General features: G+C 70.0%; 15 protein-coding genes. 12 read left to right on the plus strand and 3 right to left on the minus strand.

Annotated elements, in window-relative coordinates:
* The first annotated feature begins 352 nt into the window (after positions 1–352).
* The 4 genes from ABTV10_RS09645 to ABTV10_RS09660 all read left to right on the plus strand — a co-directional run bounded on the left by ABTV10_RS09645 (position 353) and on the right by ABTV10_RS09660 (position 3,913).
* Positions 353–1,351: an isopenicillin N synthase family dioxygenase gene (locus ABTV10_RS09645; RefSeq protein ID WP_499034305.1), complete on the plus strand. Its 999-nt coding sequence runs from the start codon at positions 353–355 to the stop codon at positions 1,349–1,351.
* Positions 1,352–1,380: 29 nt separating this feature from the next.
* Positions 1,381–2,214, plus strand: coding sequence for a MetQ/NlpA family ABC transporter substrate-binding protein (locus ABTV10_RS09650; protein WP_433612078.1), 834 nt, complete (start codon positions 1,381–1,383; stop codon positions 2,212–2,214).
* Positions 2,214–3,248, plus strand: coding sequence for a methionine ABC transporter ATP-binding protein (locus tag ABTV10_RS09655; protein ID WP_499034306.1), 1,035 nt, complete (start codon positions 2,214–2,216; stop codon positions 3,246–3,248). Before ABTV10_RS09650 ends, ABTV10_RS09655 begins: the two co-directional genes overlap by 1 nt.
* 62 nt (positions 3,249–3,310) lie before the next feature.
* Complete coding sequence (locus tag ABTV10_RS09660) at positions 3,311–3,913, plus strand: methionine ABC transporter permease (RefSeq protein WP_499035157.1); 603 nt, start codon at positions 3,311–3,313, stop codon at positions 3,911–3,913.
* A 73-nt stretch (positions 3,914–3,986) separates the two neighbouring features.
* Here the strand turns inward: ABTV10_RS09660 and ABTV10_RS09665 are convergent, their stop codons facing one another.
* Positions 3,987–5,264 carry an alpha/beta hydrolase gene (locus tag ABTV10_RS09665; RefSeq protein ID WP_499034307.1) on the minus strand — a complete coding sequence of 426 codons (1,278 nt, stop codon included), beginning with the start codon at positions 5,262–5,264 and terminating at the stop codon, positions 3,987–3,989.
* Positions 5,265–5,482: 218 nt separating this feature from the next.
* Between ABTV10_RS09665 and ABTV10_RS09670 the strand changes: the two genes are divergently transcribed.
* A complete protein-coding gene (locus ABTV10_RS09670; protein WP_433612087.1) occupies positions 5,483–5,902 on the plus strand; it encodes a hypothetical protein in 420 nt (139 codons plus the stop codon).
* 24 nt (positions 5,903–5,926) lie between these two features.
* Here the strand turns inward: ABTV10_RS09670 and mtr are convergent, their stop codons facing one another.
* Together mtr and ABTV10_RS09680 are read right to left on the minus strand one after the other, a co-directional pair.
* Positions 5,927–7,315: a mycothione reductase gene (gene mtr / locus ABTV10_RS09675; RefSeq protein ID WP_499034309.1), complete on the minus strand. Its 1,389-nt coding sequence runs from the start codon at positions 7,313–7,315 to the stop codon at positions 5,927–5,929.
* Positions 7,312–8,361, minus strand: a complete 1,050-nt coding sequence (locus ABTV10_RS09680; RefSeq protein WP_499034310.1) for an alpha/beta hydrolase — start codon at positions 8,359–8,361, stop codon at positions 7,312–7,314. The genes mtr and ABTV10_RS09680 overlap by 4 nt, the downstream gene beginning before the upstream one ends.
* A 221-nt stretch (positions 8,362–8,582) precedes the next feature.
* Between ABTV10_RS09680 and mqo the strand changes: the two genes are divergently transcribed.
* The 7 genes from mqo (at position 8,583) to ABTV10_RS09715 (ending at position 17,499) form a co-directional block, all read left to right on the plus strand.
* Positions 8,583–10,118, plus strand: a complete 1,536-nt coding sequence (mqo, locus tag ABTV10_RS09685) for a malate dehydrogenase (quinone) (RefSeq protein WP_499034311.1) — start codon at positions 8,583–8,585, stop codon at positions 10,116–10,118.
* Between the two features lie 265 nt (positions 10,119–10,383).
* On the plus strand, positions 10,384–12,300 hold the full coding sequence (locus tag ABTV10_RS09690; RefSeq protein ID WP_499034313.1) for a magnesium chelatase subunit D family protein: 1,917 nt from the start codon (positions 10,384–10,386) through the stop codon (positions 12,298–12,300).
* 40 nt (positions 12,301–12,340) lie between these two features.
* Positions 12,341–12,955, plus strand: coding sequence for a cob(I)yrinic acid a,c-diamide adenosyltransferase (cobO, locus tag ABTV10_RS09695; RefSeq protein WP_499034316.1), 615 nt, complete (start codon positions 12,341–12,343; stop codon positions 12,953–12,955).
* On the plus strand, positions 12,952–14,331 hold the full coding sequence (locus tag ABTV10_RS09700) for a cobyrinic acid a,c-diamide synthase CobB (protein WP_499034319.1): 1,380 nt from the start codon (positions 12,952–12,954) through the stop codon (positions 14,329–14,331). The genes cobO and ABTV10_RS09700 overlap by 4 nt, the downstream gene beginning before the upstream one ends.
* A complete protein-coding gene (locus ABTV10_RS09705; protein WP_499034321.1) occupies positions 14,324–14,746 on the plus strand; it encodes a cobalamin biosynthesis protein in 423 nt (140 codons plus the stop codon). The genes ABTV10_RS09700 and ABTV10_RS09705 overlap by 8 nt, the downstream gene beginning before the upstream one ends.
* A gap of 33 nt (positions 14,747–14,779) precedes the next feature.
* Positions 14,780–16,006, plus strand: coding sequence for a uroporphyrinogen-III C-methyltransferase (gene cobA / locus ABTV10_RS09710; RefSeq protein ID WP_499034323.1), 1,227 nt, complete (start codon positions 14,780–14,782; stop codon positions 16,004–16,006).
* 11 nt (positions 16,007–16,017) lie between these two features.
* The gene (locus tag ABTV10_RS09715) at positions 16,018–17,499 is read left to right on the plus strand and encodes an MFS transporter (protein WP_499034324.1); all 1,482 of its coding nucleotides are present in this window, start codon (positions 16,018–16,020) and stop codon (positions 17,497–17,499) included.
* The last annotated feature ends 6 nt before the right edge of the window (positions 17,500–17,505 follow it).

Consider the following 17,505-nt stretch of genomic DNA (forward strand, 5'->3'; position numbering starts at 1 on the left):
GAACAGTTCCGACCGTTCGTCTCGCAAATGTCGCCGTTCGTCGCCATGCGTATACGTACGATTTGAACTATTCACGGTGAGCGCGTTAGCCTCCTGTCACTGGCATGTCCGATCCGGCCTGCCGGTTCACGATCTCGATCGGGAAGGTCTCCGATGCGCGGCTCCGCAGCAACTGTCGCCTCCACGCGAATGCGTGGTGGTTGTTGTTGCATGCGTCGGCGCTGAGACGAGACAGCTTCGCGCGACGGCACTCGAAGGCCGTCCCGCATCCCCGTGCGAATTCCTCCCACCGGGCACCCACACGTCGCAGCGCCTGAAAGTCCTTCGGTGCCCGTGGGGAAAGGATCCTTCCATGTCCGCCCACTCGCTCCCCATCATCGATCTGGGGAACCTCGACGTCGACGCACTCCGCAAGGTGACGCACGAGATCGGCTTCTTCTACCTGACCGGTCACGGCATCGACCAGCAGCTCACCGACGACGTGATCGCGGCGGCCCGCGAGTTCTTCGCGCTGCCCGAGGCCGACAAGCTCGAGATCGAGAACAGCAACTCGCCGCACTTTCGGGGCTACACCCGGGTCGGCGGCGAGCGCACCCAGGGTTACATCGACTGGCGCGAGCAGCTGGACATCGGACCCGAGCGCGCGGCCGTTGACCCGATCGATCCGGATCGTCCGTGGGACGTGCTGCACGGGCCCAACCTGTGGCCGGCGCGCGTGCCGCGCCTGCGCGAGCTCGCACTCGAATGGTCGAGCCAGGCCCAGGCCGCCGGCCTGCGTCTGATCAGTGGCTGGGCGCGGTCGCTCGGCGCCCCGGCCGACTTCTTCGACACCGCGTTCGCCGACCCGGATCCGCTGCTGAAGATCGCTCGCTACCCGGGCCACGACGGCTCGGTCACCGACCAGGGCGTCGGCAGTCACAAGGACGTCGGTGCGCTCACGCTGCTCTACCCGGAACCCGACAGCACCGGCTTCCAGGTGGAGGCGGATGGCGGCTGGCTCGACGTCGCACCGATCCCGGGCCACCTGCTGGTCAACATCGGCGAGCTGCTCGAGGTCGCCACCGGTGGCTACCTCAAGGCCACGGTGCACCGGGTGTTGCCGCCGGCCGCCGGCACCGACCGGGTCTCGCTGCCGTTCTTCCTCAACCCCGGCTACGACCAGGCCCTGCCCACCGTCCCGCTCTCGCCCGAGCTCGCGGCGGAGGCCGCGGGCGTCGGTCCCGACCAGCACGGCGGCACCCTGCACGCCCGCTACGGACTCAACGCCCTCAAGTCGCGCCTGCGTGCGCACCCCAATGTCACCGAGCGGTACCACCGCGACCTGCTCGACCTGCCCGCCCTGCGCGGCTGACCGCCCCACCCACCGGAAGGTACCTCTCAATGTTCTTGCGCCGCACCGCTGTTCTGTCCGCCGCCGCCCTGCTCACCGCGGGCCTGGCCGCCTGCTCGTCGGGCAGCGACGGGGAGACACTGGTGATCTCCGCGTCCAGCACCCCGCACGTCGAGATCCTCGAGCACATCGCCGACTCGGGCGTCCTCGGTGACGTCAAGCTCGACATCAAGCCCGTCACCGGCGAGATCGACCCCAACGAGTTGCTGGTCGCCGGCGACGTCCAGGCCAACTACTTCCAGCACGCGCCCTACCTGGCCGACTGGCAGAAGCAGAAGGGCGTGAGCGACCTCGTCTCCGTCGCCGACGTGCACCTCGAGCCGATGGGCCTGTACTCGGAGAAGATCACCGCCGTCGACCAGCTCACGGACGGCTCGACCATCGCGCTGCCCAAGGACACCACCAACTTCGCACGCGGCCTCTACCTGCTCGAGTCGGCCGGACTGATCCAGATGGACAAGCCGTTCGCCGAGGCCGACCTGTCCGTCGTCACCCAGGCGAACATCAAGGCGAACCCGAAGAACCTGAAGTTCGTCGAGATCGAGCGCTCGCAGATCGCCCGCAACCTCGGCGACCCGCAGATCACCGCCGCGGTGATCAACTCCAACTACGCGATCGAAGCCGGTCTGACCCCGGCGAAGGACGCGCTGCTGTCGGAGAAGGTCGAGAACAACCCGTTCGCGAACCTGCTCGTCGTCCGTGCCGCCGACGAGAACGATCCCGGCGTCAAGGCGCTCGCCGCGGCGCTCGAGTCCCCGGAGACCGCCACCTGGATCCAGGAGAACTACTCCGGTTCCGTCGTCCCGGTCCACCCGGCCAGCTGATGATCAGCGTCGAGAATCTGGTCAAGACCTTCCCCGCCTCCGGCGGAGCGGGGGAGGTCTCGGCCCTGCGCGGCATCGACCTCGAGATCGCCGAGGGCGAGATCTTCGGCATCGTCGGCCCGTCCGGTGCGGGCAAGTCGACGCTGCTGCGGTGCCTGAATCTGCTCGAACAGCCCACCAGCGGGCGCATCGTGCTCCGCGGCGACGACCTGTCGCAGCTCTCCGGCGGCGGTCTGCGTCAGGCGCGGCGCCGCATCGGCACCGTCTTCCAGCAGTTCAACCTGCTGCACTCGCGGACGGTGCGGGCCAACGTAGAGTTCCCGCTCGAGCTGGCCGGGCTGGACCGCAAGCAGCGCCGGGCCCGCGCCGACGAGCTGATCCAACTCGTCGGGCTCGCCGGCAAGGAGAAGGCGTTCCCGTCGCAGCTGTCCGGAGGGCAACAGCAGCGCGTGGGCATCGCCCGCGCGCTGGCGTCCGAGCCGGACGTGCTGCTGTGCGACGAGGCGACCAGTGCTCTCGACCCCGCCACCACCGACCAGGTACTGGACCTGCTGGCCGAGCTCAATCGCTCGATCGGCGTCACCGTCGTGCTCATCACCCACGAACTGGGCGTGCTGCGCCGCATCTGCACGTCCGCGGCGCGCCTCGAGGGCGGCCGGATCGCCGAGTCCGGACGGATCATCGATCTCGTCGGCACACCCGGCTCGGTGCTGGGCGCGGCGATCGTCCCGGTAGGGGACGATCCGTCCGCCGGTGACGGCGCCGACACCGCGCTCGTCACCACGATCGGCGACGAGGCGCACGGACCGTGGCTCGCGCAGTTGGTCCGCAAGCTCGACGTCGACATCTCCGTGGTCGGCGGCAGCGTCGAACAGGTCGCCGGCGTCACCGTCGGGCGCCTGCGGCTACGGTTCGGTCCCGATGTGAACCGGGCCGACGTCGACGCGTTCGTCGCCGCCCAGCCGGGCACCACCCTGGCCTGGGGTGCAGGGCAGGAAACGACCGGCGCACTGGCGCAGGGGGTAATCGCGTGAACAAGCTGTCCTGGCAGGACTCGCTCCCCGAGGTGTGGGAGGCGACGCAGGAGACCCTCTACATGGTGGGAATCTCCTTCGTTCTCACCGTGATCGGCGGTGTGTTGCTCGGCGTGATCCTGCACGTGACCTCGCCGAGTGGGTTGTGGCCGCAGCGCGCCGTCAACGCCGTGCTCGGTGGGATCGTCAACGTCTTCCGGTCGCTGCCGTTCCTGATCCTGATGATCGCGCTGATCGGCGTGACCCGCTTGATCGTCGGCACCGCGATAGGCCCGACGGCCGCGATCGTGCCGCTGACGATCGGAGCGATCCCGTTCTACGCGCGGGTAGTCGAGTCGGCGCTGCGCGAGGTCCCCGTCGGCCGCGTCGAGGCCGCGCAGGCGATGGGTGCCAGCAACGGTCAGATCGTTCGGAAAGTCCTCCTGCCGGAATCGGTTTCGGCCCTGGTCGCGGGCGCGACGCTGACCGTGGTATTGCTGGTCGGCTACTCGGCGATGGCCGGCGTCATCGGCGGTGGCGGTCTCGGCGACTTCGCGATCGTCTACGGCTACCAGCGGTTCAACACGCCGGTGCTGCTGGTGGCGGTCGTCGTGCTCATCGTTCTGGTACAGATCCTGCAGTCGATCGGCGACGGCGTCGTCCGGGCGCTGCGGCACCGGAAGTAGTCGACCGCCGAATCGTGGAGGATTCCTCTCGCCGGGCGAGAGGAATCCTCCACGACCGGTTCGCGCGCCGCGCTCAGTTCGACCCGGCCAGCCCCAGCAGCCCGAGCGACCCGAGTAGCTCGAGCGATCCGGCCGACCCGAGTGACGCGAGCGACCCTCCGGAGGCCGGCCCACACTCGCGCTCGTCCAATCCCGGCTCGCACCGGAACACCTTCGCGACGAATTCGGCCGCGTCGGCCTCGCCGGCAAACATGCTGCCGATGTGATCGGCGGGATAGACCTTGAACTCCGGGAAGGTGCCGTCCAGGTTCATGTCCGCGACGAGTTTCAGCGTGAGGGGCAGCGGCACGGTCAGGTCCTCGGACCCCTGCTGGATCATCAGCGGCCGGTCGTATCCCGACGTCGGCACCTGGAGGTAGTCGCGCAGCGCGGCCAGCAGTGCCGGATTGTTCAGGGACCGCGAGAGCATCTGGGCCACAGAGACATTCGCGGCAAGTCGGGCGAACTCGGGATAGGGCAGCTCCGGTGCCGCGTCGACCAGCGTGCGGCCGATCGGCGTGAGGTAGCTGTTCACGTCGACCTCGGGGTGGGTGTCGCGGAGCCCGGCGATCACGAACGTCATGAAGTTGGTGAGCCCGGCGAGGCTCTGCGGCGGGAAATTCGGTCCGGCCAGCGGAGCCAACGTCTCGATGTTCGACGGCACGCCGGTCGCGACCGCGCCGCGATAGTCCAATTCGGGTGCGTACTCGGTGGCGACATGAGCGGTGAACACCGAGGCCTGCCCGCCCTCGGAAAGGCCGACCACCGCCCACTTCGGCGAGAGTCGACCGTCGACGGCACGGGCCGCACGCACCGAATCGATCACGCTGTGCGCCGCGGCCTTCCCGTCCAGATAGGGCGGGACGCCGGGGGTGCCCAGGCCGATGTAGTCAGTGGCCGCGACGGCGTAGCCGCGGGCCAGCCAGTTCGTCACATAGCCGCTGCTCTCCGAGTCGATCCCGTTGCGCGACGGGGCATCCGCGTCGGAATCGCCGATGGTTCCGTGCGCCCAGGCGACGATCGGCCAGCCGCCCGGCGGCGGCGTGCCCTCCGGGACGAACACCATGCCGGTGCAGGGAGTGCGGCCGTTGGGACCCGTGGTCACGTAGGTGATCCGGTACGCCGCCGCGGTGCCGGGCAGCCAGAACGACTGGGGGAGCGGGGAGGACTCGAGGACTGTCCCGGGATCGTCCTGCGCCCGCGTGACGACGGGGACGCCCTGGGCTGTCGGAGCGAGGATCTGCGGTGCGCCCGCGAGCAGCGCAACAGCGATCGCGGTGACGATACGGCGGCCGATCCGGTTACCGGTCATGCGCTGAATCTAGCTGAGCGCCAACGATCGTCGTTGTACTTCATCGGAACCGGTCCTGGGCGCCAGCTCAAGGCGGTGGGCTCTTGCTCTGATAGTGAAGGATTCCTCTCGGAATCCGGGAGGAATCCTTCACTGTTCCAGGAACGGAGAGTGTTTGCCCGGCTGTCCCTTTCGCGCCTTGTAGCGTCATCGTCGACGTCGGTCGAGAAGGGGAGGGCATGCTGAACGCGATCAGGGCCGGGTGGATCGTGCTGGCGTGGATCTGCGCCGGGCTGGGAGTCTTCGCCGCGACCAGTCCGATGCTCGAGATCACGTCGTGCGAGCTCGGATATCCCGACAGCGGCGTCATGCCCGGCGAGGAGTGCGAGGAGTCGATCGCACGGCACTACGGACCGTCGGTCGTCGCCGCGCTGGCCGTCCCGTCGCTGCTGTGTCTGCTCCCCGCGGCGATCCCGCGAAGGTGGCTCGCGGGAGTCGTCGCCACTGTCCTCGCCCTCGGCTCCTTCGGCGCGTTCCTCGAGCCCGCGCCACAGTTCGTGTACGGCTACTTCGTTCCGGTGGCGGTGCTCGCGGTGGTTCTGGCGGGATGGCAGGCCTGGCTGCCCGATCCCGCCGAGCGACGCTCGCCGATCGGGTGATCGGCGAGCGTGCGGACGACTACGTCAGATATCGAGACCGAGGAGCGCGTTCTCGACCACCTCAGGCAGGGCCGGATGGATCCAGTACTGGCCGGTGGCCATGTCCTGCGCCGACAGCCCGAAGCTCATCGCCTGGATCAGCGGCTGGATCACCGTCGGCGCCTGCGCACCGATGACGTGCGCGCCGAGGAGGCGTCCGGTGCCACGCTCGGCGATCACCTTGCAGAAGCCCTCGTCGTCCTCCATGGCCCAGCCGTAGGCGACGTCGCAGTAGTTCTGCATCTTCACGGTGATGTCCAGACCGGCCTCACGGGCCTGTTCCTCGGTCATCCCGACGCTCGCGATCTGCGGGTCGGTGAACACCGCGGCCGGCACGAACCGGTGGTCGGTGCGCCGCAGCCTCGCGATGGACTTCTCGGTGGCGCTCCAGGCGTTCTGCAGCAGATTGTGCTGCACGACGCGCATCTCGTGATTCGCGACGTGCTTGAGCTGGTAGGGCGACGACACATCACCGAGCGCGAACACCCCCTCCGCGGTGGTGCGCTGGTACTCGTCGACGATCACCCGTCCCGACTCGTCGACGGCGACACCGCCGAGCGCGGCGTCGAGTCGGTCGCCGTTCGGGGTGCGGCCGACCGCGACCAGCAATTCGTCGCCGGCGACGACGGTCCCGTCGGACAGCTCGATCTCGATGGAGCTGCCGACGGAGCGGGCCGCGACCACCGGGTTGCACAGGTGTACGTCCCACTTGCGCTTGGCCAGTTCGGTGAACCAGTCCGCGACGTCGCGGTCGAGGTGGCGCAGCAGGCGATCGCTGCGGCCGATGATCGACACCCGGACGCCGAGCGCCGAGAAGACGTGCGCGAACTCGGCTGCGACGAAACCGGATCCGAGAATGACGAGACGCTCGGGCAGCTCCGGCAGCCGCATGATGTCGTCGTTGGTGCGGTAATGAACACCACTGTCGCCGATTTCCTTCGGGATCGTCGGCCGCGAGCCGGCCGCGATCACCACCTGGTCCGCGGTGATCACCTCGCCGGTTCCGGTGTCGATGGTGCGTGGACCGACGAACCGGGCGTGACCGCGGAAGACCGTCACATCGGGGCAGTCGTCGGTGCGGTACCGCTCGCCGCCCGCCGAGATCGGGTCGATCCGGCCGAACACCCGCTTGACGATGTCGTGCCAGCGCACGTCGTCGAGTGTCGCGTCGATGCCGAGCTTCGACGCCTCGGTGATCGTGCGGGCCACCTCGGCGGTGTAGACGAACATCTTGGTGGGGATGCAGCCGACGTTGAGGCAGGTGCCGCCGAAGACGCCCTCCTCGAGAATCGCGACCTTCTTGCCGTCGTAACGCTGGTCGAGGATCGAGTTACCCGATCCGGTACCGATGATCGCGATGTCGAAGTGGGTCACGCGGGGGCTCCCGTCTCGGTGCCGGTGGTCGCCGCCGGCTCCGTGTCCGTCGAGGTGAGGTGGTGTGCGTCGAGCCAAGCCAACCACAGGTCCACCTCGTGGAACGCCGCCGCGAGCGGCTGCGCGGTGGACAGGAACACGTCGTGTCGCGCGCCCTCGATGGGGACGATCGTGGTGCGGTTACCGAGGCAACCGGCCCACTTGGCGATCTGGTCGACGTCGAGGACGGCGTCGGCCGCGTCCACGCTCGGGTTGTAGCGGGAGGCGAACACCGTGGCCTTCGAGCGCAGGACGAGGGACGGCACCCCGATGTCGAGCCCGCGGTGCAGCTGCGCGTGGCCACGCCGGATGGCGCGCAACCAGCCGAAGGTGATGGGGAATCCGGTGAGCGGCTTCCAGTCGAGGTTGTACTCCCACTCGCCGTTCGCGCCGACGTGCAGGCTCGAGCCGTAAGTGTCGAGCTTCTGCCCCGGAATCGGGGTCTTGCTCGACACCCGCCCCAGCGCGTCGATGGCGGCCGTGGTGCCGGCGCTGCGCAGCAGTGCCGGTCCCTGCAGGTCGAACCACGGACTGTTGAGGATGAGGCCCGCCACACCCGCGCCCGCGGATCCGCCCGGCCGGCGCTCGACGCGGTCGAGCCACAGCGGCACGATCAGCCCGCCGGTCGAGTGGGCCACCAGCAGGACCTGTCCGCCGCCGAGCTGCTCACGCACCAGGCGCAGCGCCTCGTCGAGTTCCCGGTCGTAGTACGTCAGGTCGGTCACGAAGTGCGGTGTCTGCCCGGGGCGCCGCGAGCGCCCGCATTTGCGCAGGTCGAGGGCGAAAAAGGCGTAGCCCTGCTCGGCGAAGTGTTCGGCGAGGTGCTGTTGGAAGAAGTAGTCGGTGAACCCGTGGACGTACAGCACCGCTCGGGTACCGGTCAATGCTCCGGGCTGGTAGCGGACCAGGGTCGCCTCCGCCTCGCCCTCCCCGTCGGGATCCGGACCCAAAGGGATTGTCAGCTGCTGGTATCCGTCGCCCAGGACGTCGGGAGCCCAAGTAGTCACGATCACACTCTATTGGCACAACAGAGTCGTTTGCGAGGGGCACAATTGGGGAAGGTGACGCACAGGTAACCTAAGCGCCACAGGCGCGCGAAATGCGGTCTGTGCACGTAATGTCTCGAATGGGTGCGGTCCGTGTCGGAAGGCCGGTGCCAGCGTGGGACCCGGGCAGGCGATGCGTGCAGAACAGATCGCGTGTAACAGACAAGGAAGTCGATTCTCCAGTGTCAGACCAGAACGTAGTGGCGAAGACCGATGTAGTGCTCGTGGGTGCGGGCATCATGAGCGCAACGCTCGGCGCGATCCTGCGTCAGCTGCAGCCCGACTGGTCGATCACCACCTTCGAGCGACTCGACGCGGCTGCGGCCGAGAGCAGCGACCCGTGGAACAACGCCGGCACCGGCCACTCCGCGCTCTGCGAGCTGAACTACACCCCGGCCAAGGGTGACGGCGTCGACATCAGCAAGGCGATCAACGTCAACGAGCAGTTCCAGGTCTCCCGGCAGTTCTGGGCCTACGCTGTCGACAACGGGATCCTCACCGATCCCAAGGAGTTCATCAACCCCATCCCGCACGTGAGCTTCGTGCACGGTGCCGACAACGTGAAGTACCTGCGCGCCCGCTACGACGCGCTCGCCGGCCATCCGCTGTTCGCCGGCATGGAGTACTCGGAGTCCGAGGACTTCTTCTCCGAGCGCCTGCCGCTCATGGCCAAGGGCCGCGACTTCTCCGATCCCGTCGCCCTCAACTGGACCGAGTCCGGCACGGACGTCGACTTCGGCGCCCTCACCAAGCAGCTGCTGGGCTACGTCGGCGCGTCCGGCGGCCAGGTGTTCTTCGGGCACGAGGTCCGCAACCTCACCAAGCAGTCCGACGGCAGCTGGCTGGTCAAGGTCGAGAACCTGCGCACCGGCGCGAAGAAGACCGTGAACGCCAAGTTCGTGTTCATCGGTGCCGGCGGCGGTGCCCTGCACCTGCTGCAGAAGTCCGGCATCAAGGAGGCCAAGGGATTCGGCGGCTTCCCGGTCAGCGGCCAGTTCCTGCGCTGCACCAACCCGGAGCTCATCGCGCAGCACCGCGCCAAGGTGTACGGCAAGGCCGCCGTCGGTGCGCCTCCGATGTCGGTTCCGCACCTCGACACCCGCGTCATCAACGGCCAGCAGGGCCTGCTGTTCGGCCCCTACGCCGGCTGGTCGCCCAAGTTCCTCAAGAACGGCAAGGTCACCGACCTGCCCGGCTCGGTCAAGCCCAACAACCTCGCGTCGATGCTCGGCGTCGGCCTCACCGAGATGGGGCTCACCAAGTACCTCATCGGTGAGCTCATGCAGGGGCCGGCCGACCGCATCCAGACGCTGCGTGAGTTCGTGCCGCGTGCCACCGGCGGCGACTGGGAGCTCATCACCGCCGGCCAGCGCGTGCAGGTCATCCGCAAGAAGGGCAAGGGCGGCGTCCTCGAGTTCGGCACCGCCGTCGTCAACTCCGAGGACGGCACCGTCGCCGGCCTGCTCGGTGCGTCCCCGGGCGCGTCGACCGCCGTTCCCGCGATGCTCGACGTCCTGCAGCGCTGCTTCCCGCGCGAGTTCGAGGCCTGGAAGCCGAAGCTGCAGCAGATGGTCCCGTCGCTGGGCCAGAAGCTGTCGGACAACCCGGCGCTGTTCGATCAGGTGTGGGACTGGAGCAACCGCGCGCTCGAGCTCGGTGACGCCGCCGACACCACGGTGCCCCAGGTCGACCGCCTCGCCGAGTCCGCTTCGGTCTGAGTTTCGTTCACACTGCCGCGGCCCGGGACCTGTCCCGGGCCGCGGCAGTGTGCTGTCGGGGTACTACAGGGTGCCTGAGCAGCACACTGCTGCGGCGCGGTAGGGTGCTGCAACTGAAGGAACGTCTGCGGGGAAGTCCTGTGAGAGTCAGGCGCGGTCCCGCCACTGTGACGGTTCGACCCGGTCGATCCGAAGCCAGAATGCCGCGACGTTTCGTACCGCCAAGCTCTCGGCGCGGAAACCGAGGAGTGAAGGGATTCGATCGTTGCGTCACAGTCACGAGGCAAGCTCCGGCCCGTCGGGGTTCCCGTTCAGTGCGGTCGTCGGGCAGGACCGGCTCCGCCTGGCGCTGATCCTCTGCGCCGTCCATCCCGGCATCGGCGGTGTCCTGGTGCGCGGCGAGAAGGGCACCGCGAAGTCGACAGTGGTGCGCGCGTTGGCCGCCCTGCTGCCCGACGTCGAGCATGCCGGCGAGCGCCGTCGCGCGCGGCTCGTCGAGCTGCCGGTGGGTGCGACCGAGGACCGCGTCGTCGGCTCGATCGACCTCGAGAGGGTGCTGCGGGACGGCGAGCGCGCCTTCCAGCCCGGACTCCTCGCCGACGCGCATCAGGGCGTGCTGTACGTCGACGAGGTCAACCTCCTGCACGACCACCTGGTCGACGTGCTGCTCGACGCCGCCGCCATGGGCCGCGTCCACATCGAGCGCGACGGGGTCTCACATTCGCATCCCGCCAAGTTCGTGCTGGTCGGCACCATGAACCCGGAGGAGGGCGAGCTGCGGCCGCAGCTGCTCGACCGGTTCGGCCTCGCCGTCGACGTCGCCGCGTCCCGCGACGTGGACGTCCGGATGCAGGTCGTGCGCCGCCGCCTCGACTACGAACGCGACCCCGACACCTTCGCCGCCCGATACGCCGAAGAGGACGCCGACCTGGCCCGCCGGATCGCCACAGCCCGCGCCGCCGTCGACGCGGTCGAGCTGTCCGACACCGAACTGCGGCGCATCGCGTCGGTGTGCGCCTCGTTCGACGTCGAGGGTATGCGCGCCGATCTGGTCCTGGCCCGCACGGCGAGCGCGCACGCCGCCTGGCGCGGCGCCGAGTCGGTCACCGAGGAGGATGTGCGGGTGGCCGCGGAACTGACGCTGCCGCACCGTCGTCGGCGCGATCCGTTCGACGAGCCCGGGCTCGATCCGGAGCAGCTCGACGACGCGATGGCCAAGGCCGACGCCGACATCCGCGCCGACGAGGAACCCGAGCCGGACCCGGACGGCCCCGGCGGCGGCGAGACGCCCGCCGAGTCGGATGCCCCCGCGGGCGACTCGAAAACGGAATCCACCGAGCAGAATTCGCCGAATTCGGGTGGGGGGGCGGAACGCCGGGTCGGCGCCCCCGGCTCCCAGTTCCGGGCGCGCCTGCTCGAGGTCCCCGGTGTCGGCGACGGCGCCCCCGGCCGACGCTCGCGGTCCCGCTCGACCCGCGGCCGCACCGTACGCCCCACCACCGAGCCGGGCGCCGGCCTGCATCTGGTCGGCACGCTGTTCGCGGCCGCTGAACACCAGACCGCCCGCGGTCGCATCGGCGGACCGATACGCCTGGCGCCCAGCGACATTCGCGGTGCGGTCCGGGAAGGTCGCGAAGGCAACCTGGTGCTGTTCGTCGTCGACGCATCCGGCTCCATGGCTGCGCGGGACCGACTGTCGGCGGTCACCGGCGCCGTCGTGTCGCTGCTGCGCGACGCCTACCAGCGCCGCGACAAGGTGGCCGTCGTCACCGTGCGGGGTCGGGACGCCGAACTGGTGCTCCCGCCGACGTCGTCGGTCGACGTCGCGGTGCGGCGCCTGCGCGCCATGAAGACCGGCGGCCGCACGCCGCTGGCCGAGGGATTCCTGCGGGCGCGCGACGTCGTGCTGCGGGAGCGGGTGCGCGACCCGCGGCGGCGGGCGCTGGTGGTGGCACTGACGGACGGCCGAGCCACCGGCGGCAAGGACGCCGTCGTGCGTGCCAAACGGGCCGCAGGAATGCTCGCCGACACCGGTGCCGCCGCGATCGTCGTGGACTGCGAGACCGGCATGGTCCGGCTGGGCCTGGCCGCCGAACTGGCGCGCGACCTGCGCGGCGGCTGCGTCCGCCTGGCCGAGTTGTCGGCCCAGCAGGTGGCCGGCGTCGTTCGCGCCGTCGCCTGACGAGTCGATCGAGAAGACAAGCCCGAGAAAGGGACTGCACATGCCTCAGGGCGTACCCGAGAACGTGCCCGCCGACGGGCTCACCACCCGACAGCGTCGCAACCTGCCGGTGTTGGCGGTCCACACCGGACCCGGCAAGGGGAAGTCGACCGCCGCGTTCGGTATGGCGCTGCGCGCCTGGAACCAGGGGTTCGACGTCGGCGTTTTCCAGTTCGTGAAGAGCGCCAAGTGGAAGGTGGGCGAGGAGGCCGCGTTCCGGGCACTCGGCGACCTGCACGAGACGAGCGGCGTCGGCGGCGCCGTCCAGTGGCACAAGATGGGCGAGGGCTGGTCGTGGTCGCGCAAGCACGGGACCGAGGAGGACCACGCCGCGGCCGCGCTCGAGGGCTGGCGTGAGATCGCCCGCCGCCTCGAGACCGAGACGCACCGCTTCTACGTCCTCGACGAGTTCACCTACCCGCTCAAGTGGGGCTGGGTGGACACGGAGGAAGTTGTCGAGGTGTTGCGATCACGCCCCGGCAACCAGCACGTCGTCGTCACCGGGCGAGACGCCCCGCAGGCACTGATCGACGCGGCGGACCTCGTCACCGAGATGACCAAGATCAAGCACCCGATGGATGCCGGTCGCAAGGGTCAACGCGGGATCGAGTGGTGAGCACTCCGGCCGTCGTGATCGCCGCACCCGCGTCGGGCAGCGGCAAGACGACGATCGCCACCGGTCTCGTCGGTGCGCTGCGTGCCGCCGGCGACCGGGTGGCGCCGTTCAAGGTGGGTCCCGACTACATCGACCCCGGCTACCACGCGCTCGCCGCCGGACGTCCGGGGCGCAACCTCGACACGGTGCTCGTCGGCGCCGGCCGGATCGGACCGCTGTTCTGCCACGGCAGCGACGGCTGCGACATCGCCGTCGTCGAGGGCGTGATGGGACTGTTCGACGGCCGGATCGATCCCGGATCGACGGAGCCGTCGGCCGAGGGTTCGACCGCACAGGTCGCCGCGGCCCTCGGTGCCCCGGTCGTTCTCGTCGTCGACGCGCGCGGCCACAGCCAGAGCCTCGCCGCCGTCCTGCACGGCTTCTCGACCTACGACGCGGCCGTCCGCATCGGCGGAGTGATCCTCAACCGCGTCGGCAGCGCCCGACACGAGCAGGTGCTGCGGCAGGCGTGCGAGCGGGTGGGGCTGCCGGTGCTCGGGGCGGTGCCCCGCCTGGCGGAACTCGAGGTGCCGTCGCGTCATCTCGGTCTGGTGCCCGCCGTCGAACACGGGCGAGCCGCGACCGACGCCGTCGCCGCGATGACGGAACTCGCTGCCGCGCACCTGGATCTGCCCGCGATCCGCGCGCTCGCGCGCTCGTCCGTCGACGCCGCCCCCTGGGATGCCATCGCCGAGGTCGGCCCCGCACCTGCGGGGCCGCGGCCGGTGATCGCGCTCGCCGGGGGCGTCGCCTTCACGTTCGGCTACGCCGAACACCGGGAACTACTCGACGCCGCGGGCGCCGACGTCGTCACCTTCGACCCGTTGCAGGACGAGTTGCCCTCCGGGACAGCAGGTCTGGTGCTGCCCGGGGGATTCCCGGAAGAACACGCGGTGGCGCTGTCGTCGAACACGGCTCTGCTGCAGCAGGTTCGCCGACTCGCCGCCGACGGCGCCCCGATCCACGCCGAGTGCGCGGGACTGCTGTACCTCACGCGCAGCCTCGACGGGCACCCGATGGCCGGGGTCGTGGACGTCGAGGCGCGGTTCGGATCGCGGCTGACCCTCGGATACCGGGACGCCGTCGCGATGACCGACTCGGTCCTGTTCGGCGCCGGAACCCGCGTGACGGGGCACGAGTTCCACCGCACCGCGCTCGTCGCCGACACCGCCGCCGGCCACGCACCCGCGTGGGGCTGGCGGTCCTGGGACGCCGGGGCGGTGCGGGAAGGCTTCGTGGGCGGGCCCGCCGGCTCGGTGCACGCGTCGTACCTGCACACCCACCCCGCCGGGAACCCGGAGTCCGTCCGCCGCTTCGTGCAGGCCGCCCGTGGGTGAGCTGTGCGTGGGCGTGGGCGCCGGCCGCGGGGTATGTGCCGCCGATATCGTCGCCGCCGTCCGCGAGGTGTGCGGCGACGCGCAGGTGGACGTCCTGGCGACCCTGGACCGGAAGGCGTCGCTGCCGCCGTTCGCAGACGCGGCCGCGACTCTCGGTGCGCGCTTGGTCGGGTACCCGCCGGAGCACCTGGCGGCGGTACCGGTGCCCAACCCGGCGGACGGGGTCGCCGACGCGGTCGGAACCCCCAGCGTCGCCGAGGCCGCAGCGATCCTCGCCGGCGGCGGGGGAGCACTGGCGGTGACCAAGCGCGTCACGAATGGCGTGACGGTCGCCGCCTCCATTGGCGGCACCGCCCCGGGCTCCATTGGCGGCACCGCCGCCGTCGCCCGTAGTGTTTCGAAATCTGTCGAGTGAACATCCGCATGGATAGGGAGAACGGGGAGACGAGTGTCTGCTTCCGCCGGTGACGAGACCAGCTACCTGGTCGGGCTCAACCTGACGGACCGTCGTGTCGTGGTGGTCGGTGGCGGCACCGTCGCCCAGCGCCGTCTCGGCCTGCTGGTCGCGTCCGGGGCCCGCGTCCACCTCATCGCCCGCGAGGTCACGCCCGCGGTCGAGGGCATGGCGACGTCTGGACAGATCACGCTGGATCTGCGCGACTACCGCGACGGCGACCTCGCCGGCGCCTGGTACGCGATGGCGTGCACCGATGAAGCCGCGACCAACGCGGCGATCGTCGCCGAGGCCGAGCGCAGCCGCATCTTCTGCGTCCGCGCCGACAGCGCCCGCGAGGGCACCGCGGTCACCCCGGCTACCGGCAGCTACGAGGGACTCAGCATCGGCGTGCTCGCCGGCGGCGCGCACCGCCGATCCGCGGCCGTGCGGACCGCATTGATCGAGGCCCTGCAGTCCGGCACGGTCTCGGACACCGATGAGGCGCCCGCACCCGGCGTCGCGCTCGTCGGCGGCGGACCGGGCGACCCGGACCTCATCACCGTCCGCGGCCGTCGCCTGCTCGCACGCGCCGACGTCGTCGTCGCCGACCGGCTCGCACCTCCGGAACTGCTGGCCGAGCTGGGCCCGCACGTCGAGGTGATCGACGCCGCGAAGATCCCGTACGGCCGCGCGATGGCGCAGGAGGCGATCAACTCGGCACTGATCGACGGCGCGAAGGCCGGCAAGTTCGTCGTCCGGCTCAAGGGCGGCGACCCGTACGTCTTCGGCCGCGGCTTCGAAGAGCTGGAGGCGTGCGCGGCGGCCGGTGTGCCCGTCACGGTCGTGCCCGGCATCACCAGCGCGATCTCGGTGCCGTCCGCGGCCGGGATCCCCGTCACGCACCGCGGCGTCACGCACGAGTTCGTTGTCGTCAGCGGTCACGTGGCGCCCGATCACCCGGACTCGCTGGTCGACTGGGCGGCGCTCGCGAAGCTGCGCGGGACGATCGTGCTGCTGATGGCCGTCGAACGCATCGAGCAGTTCGCGGCCGTCCTCGTCGACGGCGGCCGTGCGGCCGATACCCCGGTCACCGTGATCCAGGAGGGCACACTGCGCACGCAGCGGGTGCTGCGGGCCGACCTCGCGACCGTCGCGGCCCGGGTGCGCGAGGAGAACATTCGCCCGCCGGCGATCGTGGTGATCGGCACTGTGGCCGGATTTTCCACTGACGCTCGGTAACGTGAACTCTCGTGTCTGACTCCACCGCCGTGAAGTACCCCGTGACCACGCGGGCGTTCGGCCTCGCGATCATCGTCCTCAGCGGCATGCAGCTGATGATGGTGCTCGACGGCACCGTCGCCTCCCTCGCTCTCGCCAAGATCCAGGAGGACCTCGGTCTCAGCGATTCCGGGCGAAACTGGGTCATCACGTCGTACGCGCTCACGTATGGCGGATTGATGCTGCTCGGCGGCCGTCTCGGTGACGCGTTCGGCCGCAAACGGATCTTCATCGGTGGTGTCGCACTGTTCACGATCGCCTCGCTGCTGTGCGGACTCGCGGTCAACGAGGCCACCTTGGTTGCCGCGCGCGCCCTGCAGGGCGTCGGTGCGGCGATCGCCTCGCCGACGGCGCTGGCGCTCGTGGCAACGACGTTCGCGCCCGGGCCGGTGCGCAACCAGGCGATCGCGATCTTCGCGGCGATGACCGGCGTCGGCTCGGTGACCGGCCTGATCATCGGCGGCGCGCTCACCGAGGTGTCGTGGCGGTGGATCTTCCTCATCAATGTGCCGATCGGCCTGGTGATCCTGCTGCTCGCGTTCGGGGCGCTCGCGGAAACCGGTGGCGAGCGGCTGAAGCTCGACGTGCCGGGCGCGGTCCTCGCGACCCTCGGCTGCACCGGTGTCGTGTACGGGTTCACCGAGGGACCCGAGATGGGCTGGGGAAGTTGGCCGGTACTCGTCGGCCTGATCGGCGGACTGGTGCTGCTGGGCGTGTTCCTCGTCGTGGAGCGCCGCGCCGAGAACCCGCTGCTGCCGTTCTCGCTGTTCCGTGATCGCAGCCGTGTCGCGACGTTCATCGCGATTGCGCTCGTGGGCATGGTGATGTTCTCGCTGGCGCCGTTCGTCGCGCTGTTCGTCCAGGACATCCTCGGCTACACCCCGCTGCGCGCGGGCATGGCCTTCGTGCCGTTCGCATTCGGTCTCGGCGCCGCCGCGTTCGTCGCATCCAAGCTGGCAGTGAAGGTGCAGGCCCGATGGCTCGTCGTGGCCGGCACCATCCTGACCACCGCCGGGCTGCTGTACGGGTCGACACTCGATTCGTCGGCGACGTATGGCGGGAACCTGTTCATGCTCGTCGTCGCGGTCGGCTTCGGTGTCGGCCTCGCGGTCGTGCCACTGCCGCTGTGCGCCATCGCCGGCGTCGGGCCGCACGAGATCGGTCCGCTCGCGGCGATCGCCCAGGTGGCGCAGACTCTGTTCGGCCCGGTCGGCCTCGCGATCGTCGGCGCGATGGCCACGTCGAAGACGCTGTCGCTCGGTGGTGTTTCGGGTATAGCGGCCGCGCGTATGACGCCGGAGCAGTTGTCAGCGCTGAGCGAGGGCTACACGTTCGCGCTGCTGGGCTGCGCGATCCTCGCCGCGCTCGCGGCAGTGGCCGCACTGTTCGTGCGCTTCACCCCCGAGCAGGTCGCGCAGGCGCAGGCCGCGGAGAAGGCGGCGCAGGAGGCGTGAGCCGCG

Source organism: Paraburkholderia sp. RHO2, from assembly GCF_050955445.1.
In the GTDB taxonomy this organism is placed as follows: domain Bacteria; phylum Actinomycetota; class Actinomycetes; order Mycobacteriales; family Mycobacteriaceae; genus Prescottella; species Prescottella agglutinans_A.

Excerpts from the sequence above, each read along its gene's own strand:
- ABTV10_RS09645 (WP_499034305.1), top strand. The coding sequence starts at position 353 with ATGTCCGCCCACTCGCTCCCCATCATCGATCTGGGGAACCTCGACGTC.
- ABTV10_RS09650 (WP_433612078.1), top strand. The coding sequence starts at position 1,381 with ATGTTCTTGCGCCGCACCGCTGTTCTGTCCGCCGCCGCCCTGCTCACC.
- ABTV10_RS09655 (WP_499034306.1), top strand. The coding sequence starts at position 2,214 with ATGATCAGCGTCGAGAATCTGGTCAAGACCTTCCCCGCCTCCGGCGGA.
- ABTV10_RS09660 (WP_499035157.1), top strand. The coding sequence starts at position 3,311 with ATGGTGGGAATCTCCTTCGTTCTCACCGTGATCGGCGGTGTGTTGCTC.
- ABTV10_RS09665 (WP_499034307.1), bottom strand. The coding sequence starts at position 5,264 with ATGACCGGTAACCGGATCGGCCGCCGTATCGTCACCGCGATCGCTGTT.
- ABTV10_RS09670 (WP_433612087.1), top strand. The coding sequence starts at position 5,483 with ATGCTGAACGCGATCAGGGCCGGGTGGATCGTGCTGGCGTGGATCTGC.
- cobO (WP_499034316.1), top strand. The coding sequence starts at position 12,341 with ATGCCTCAGGGCGTACCCGAGAACGTGCCCGCCGACGGGCTCACCACC.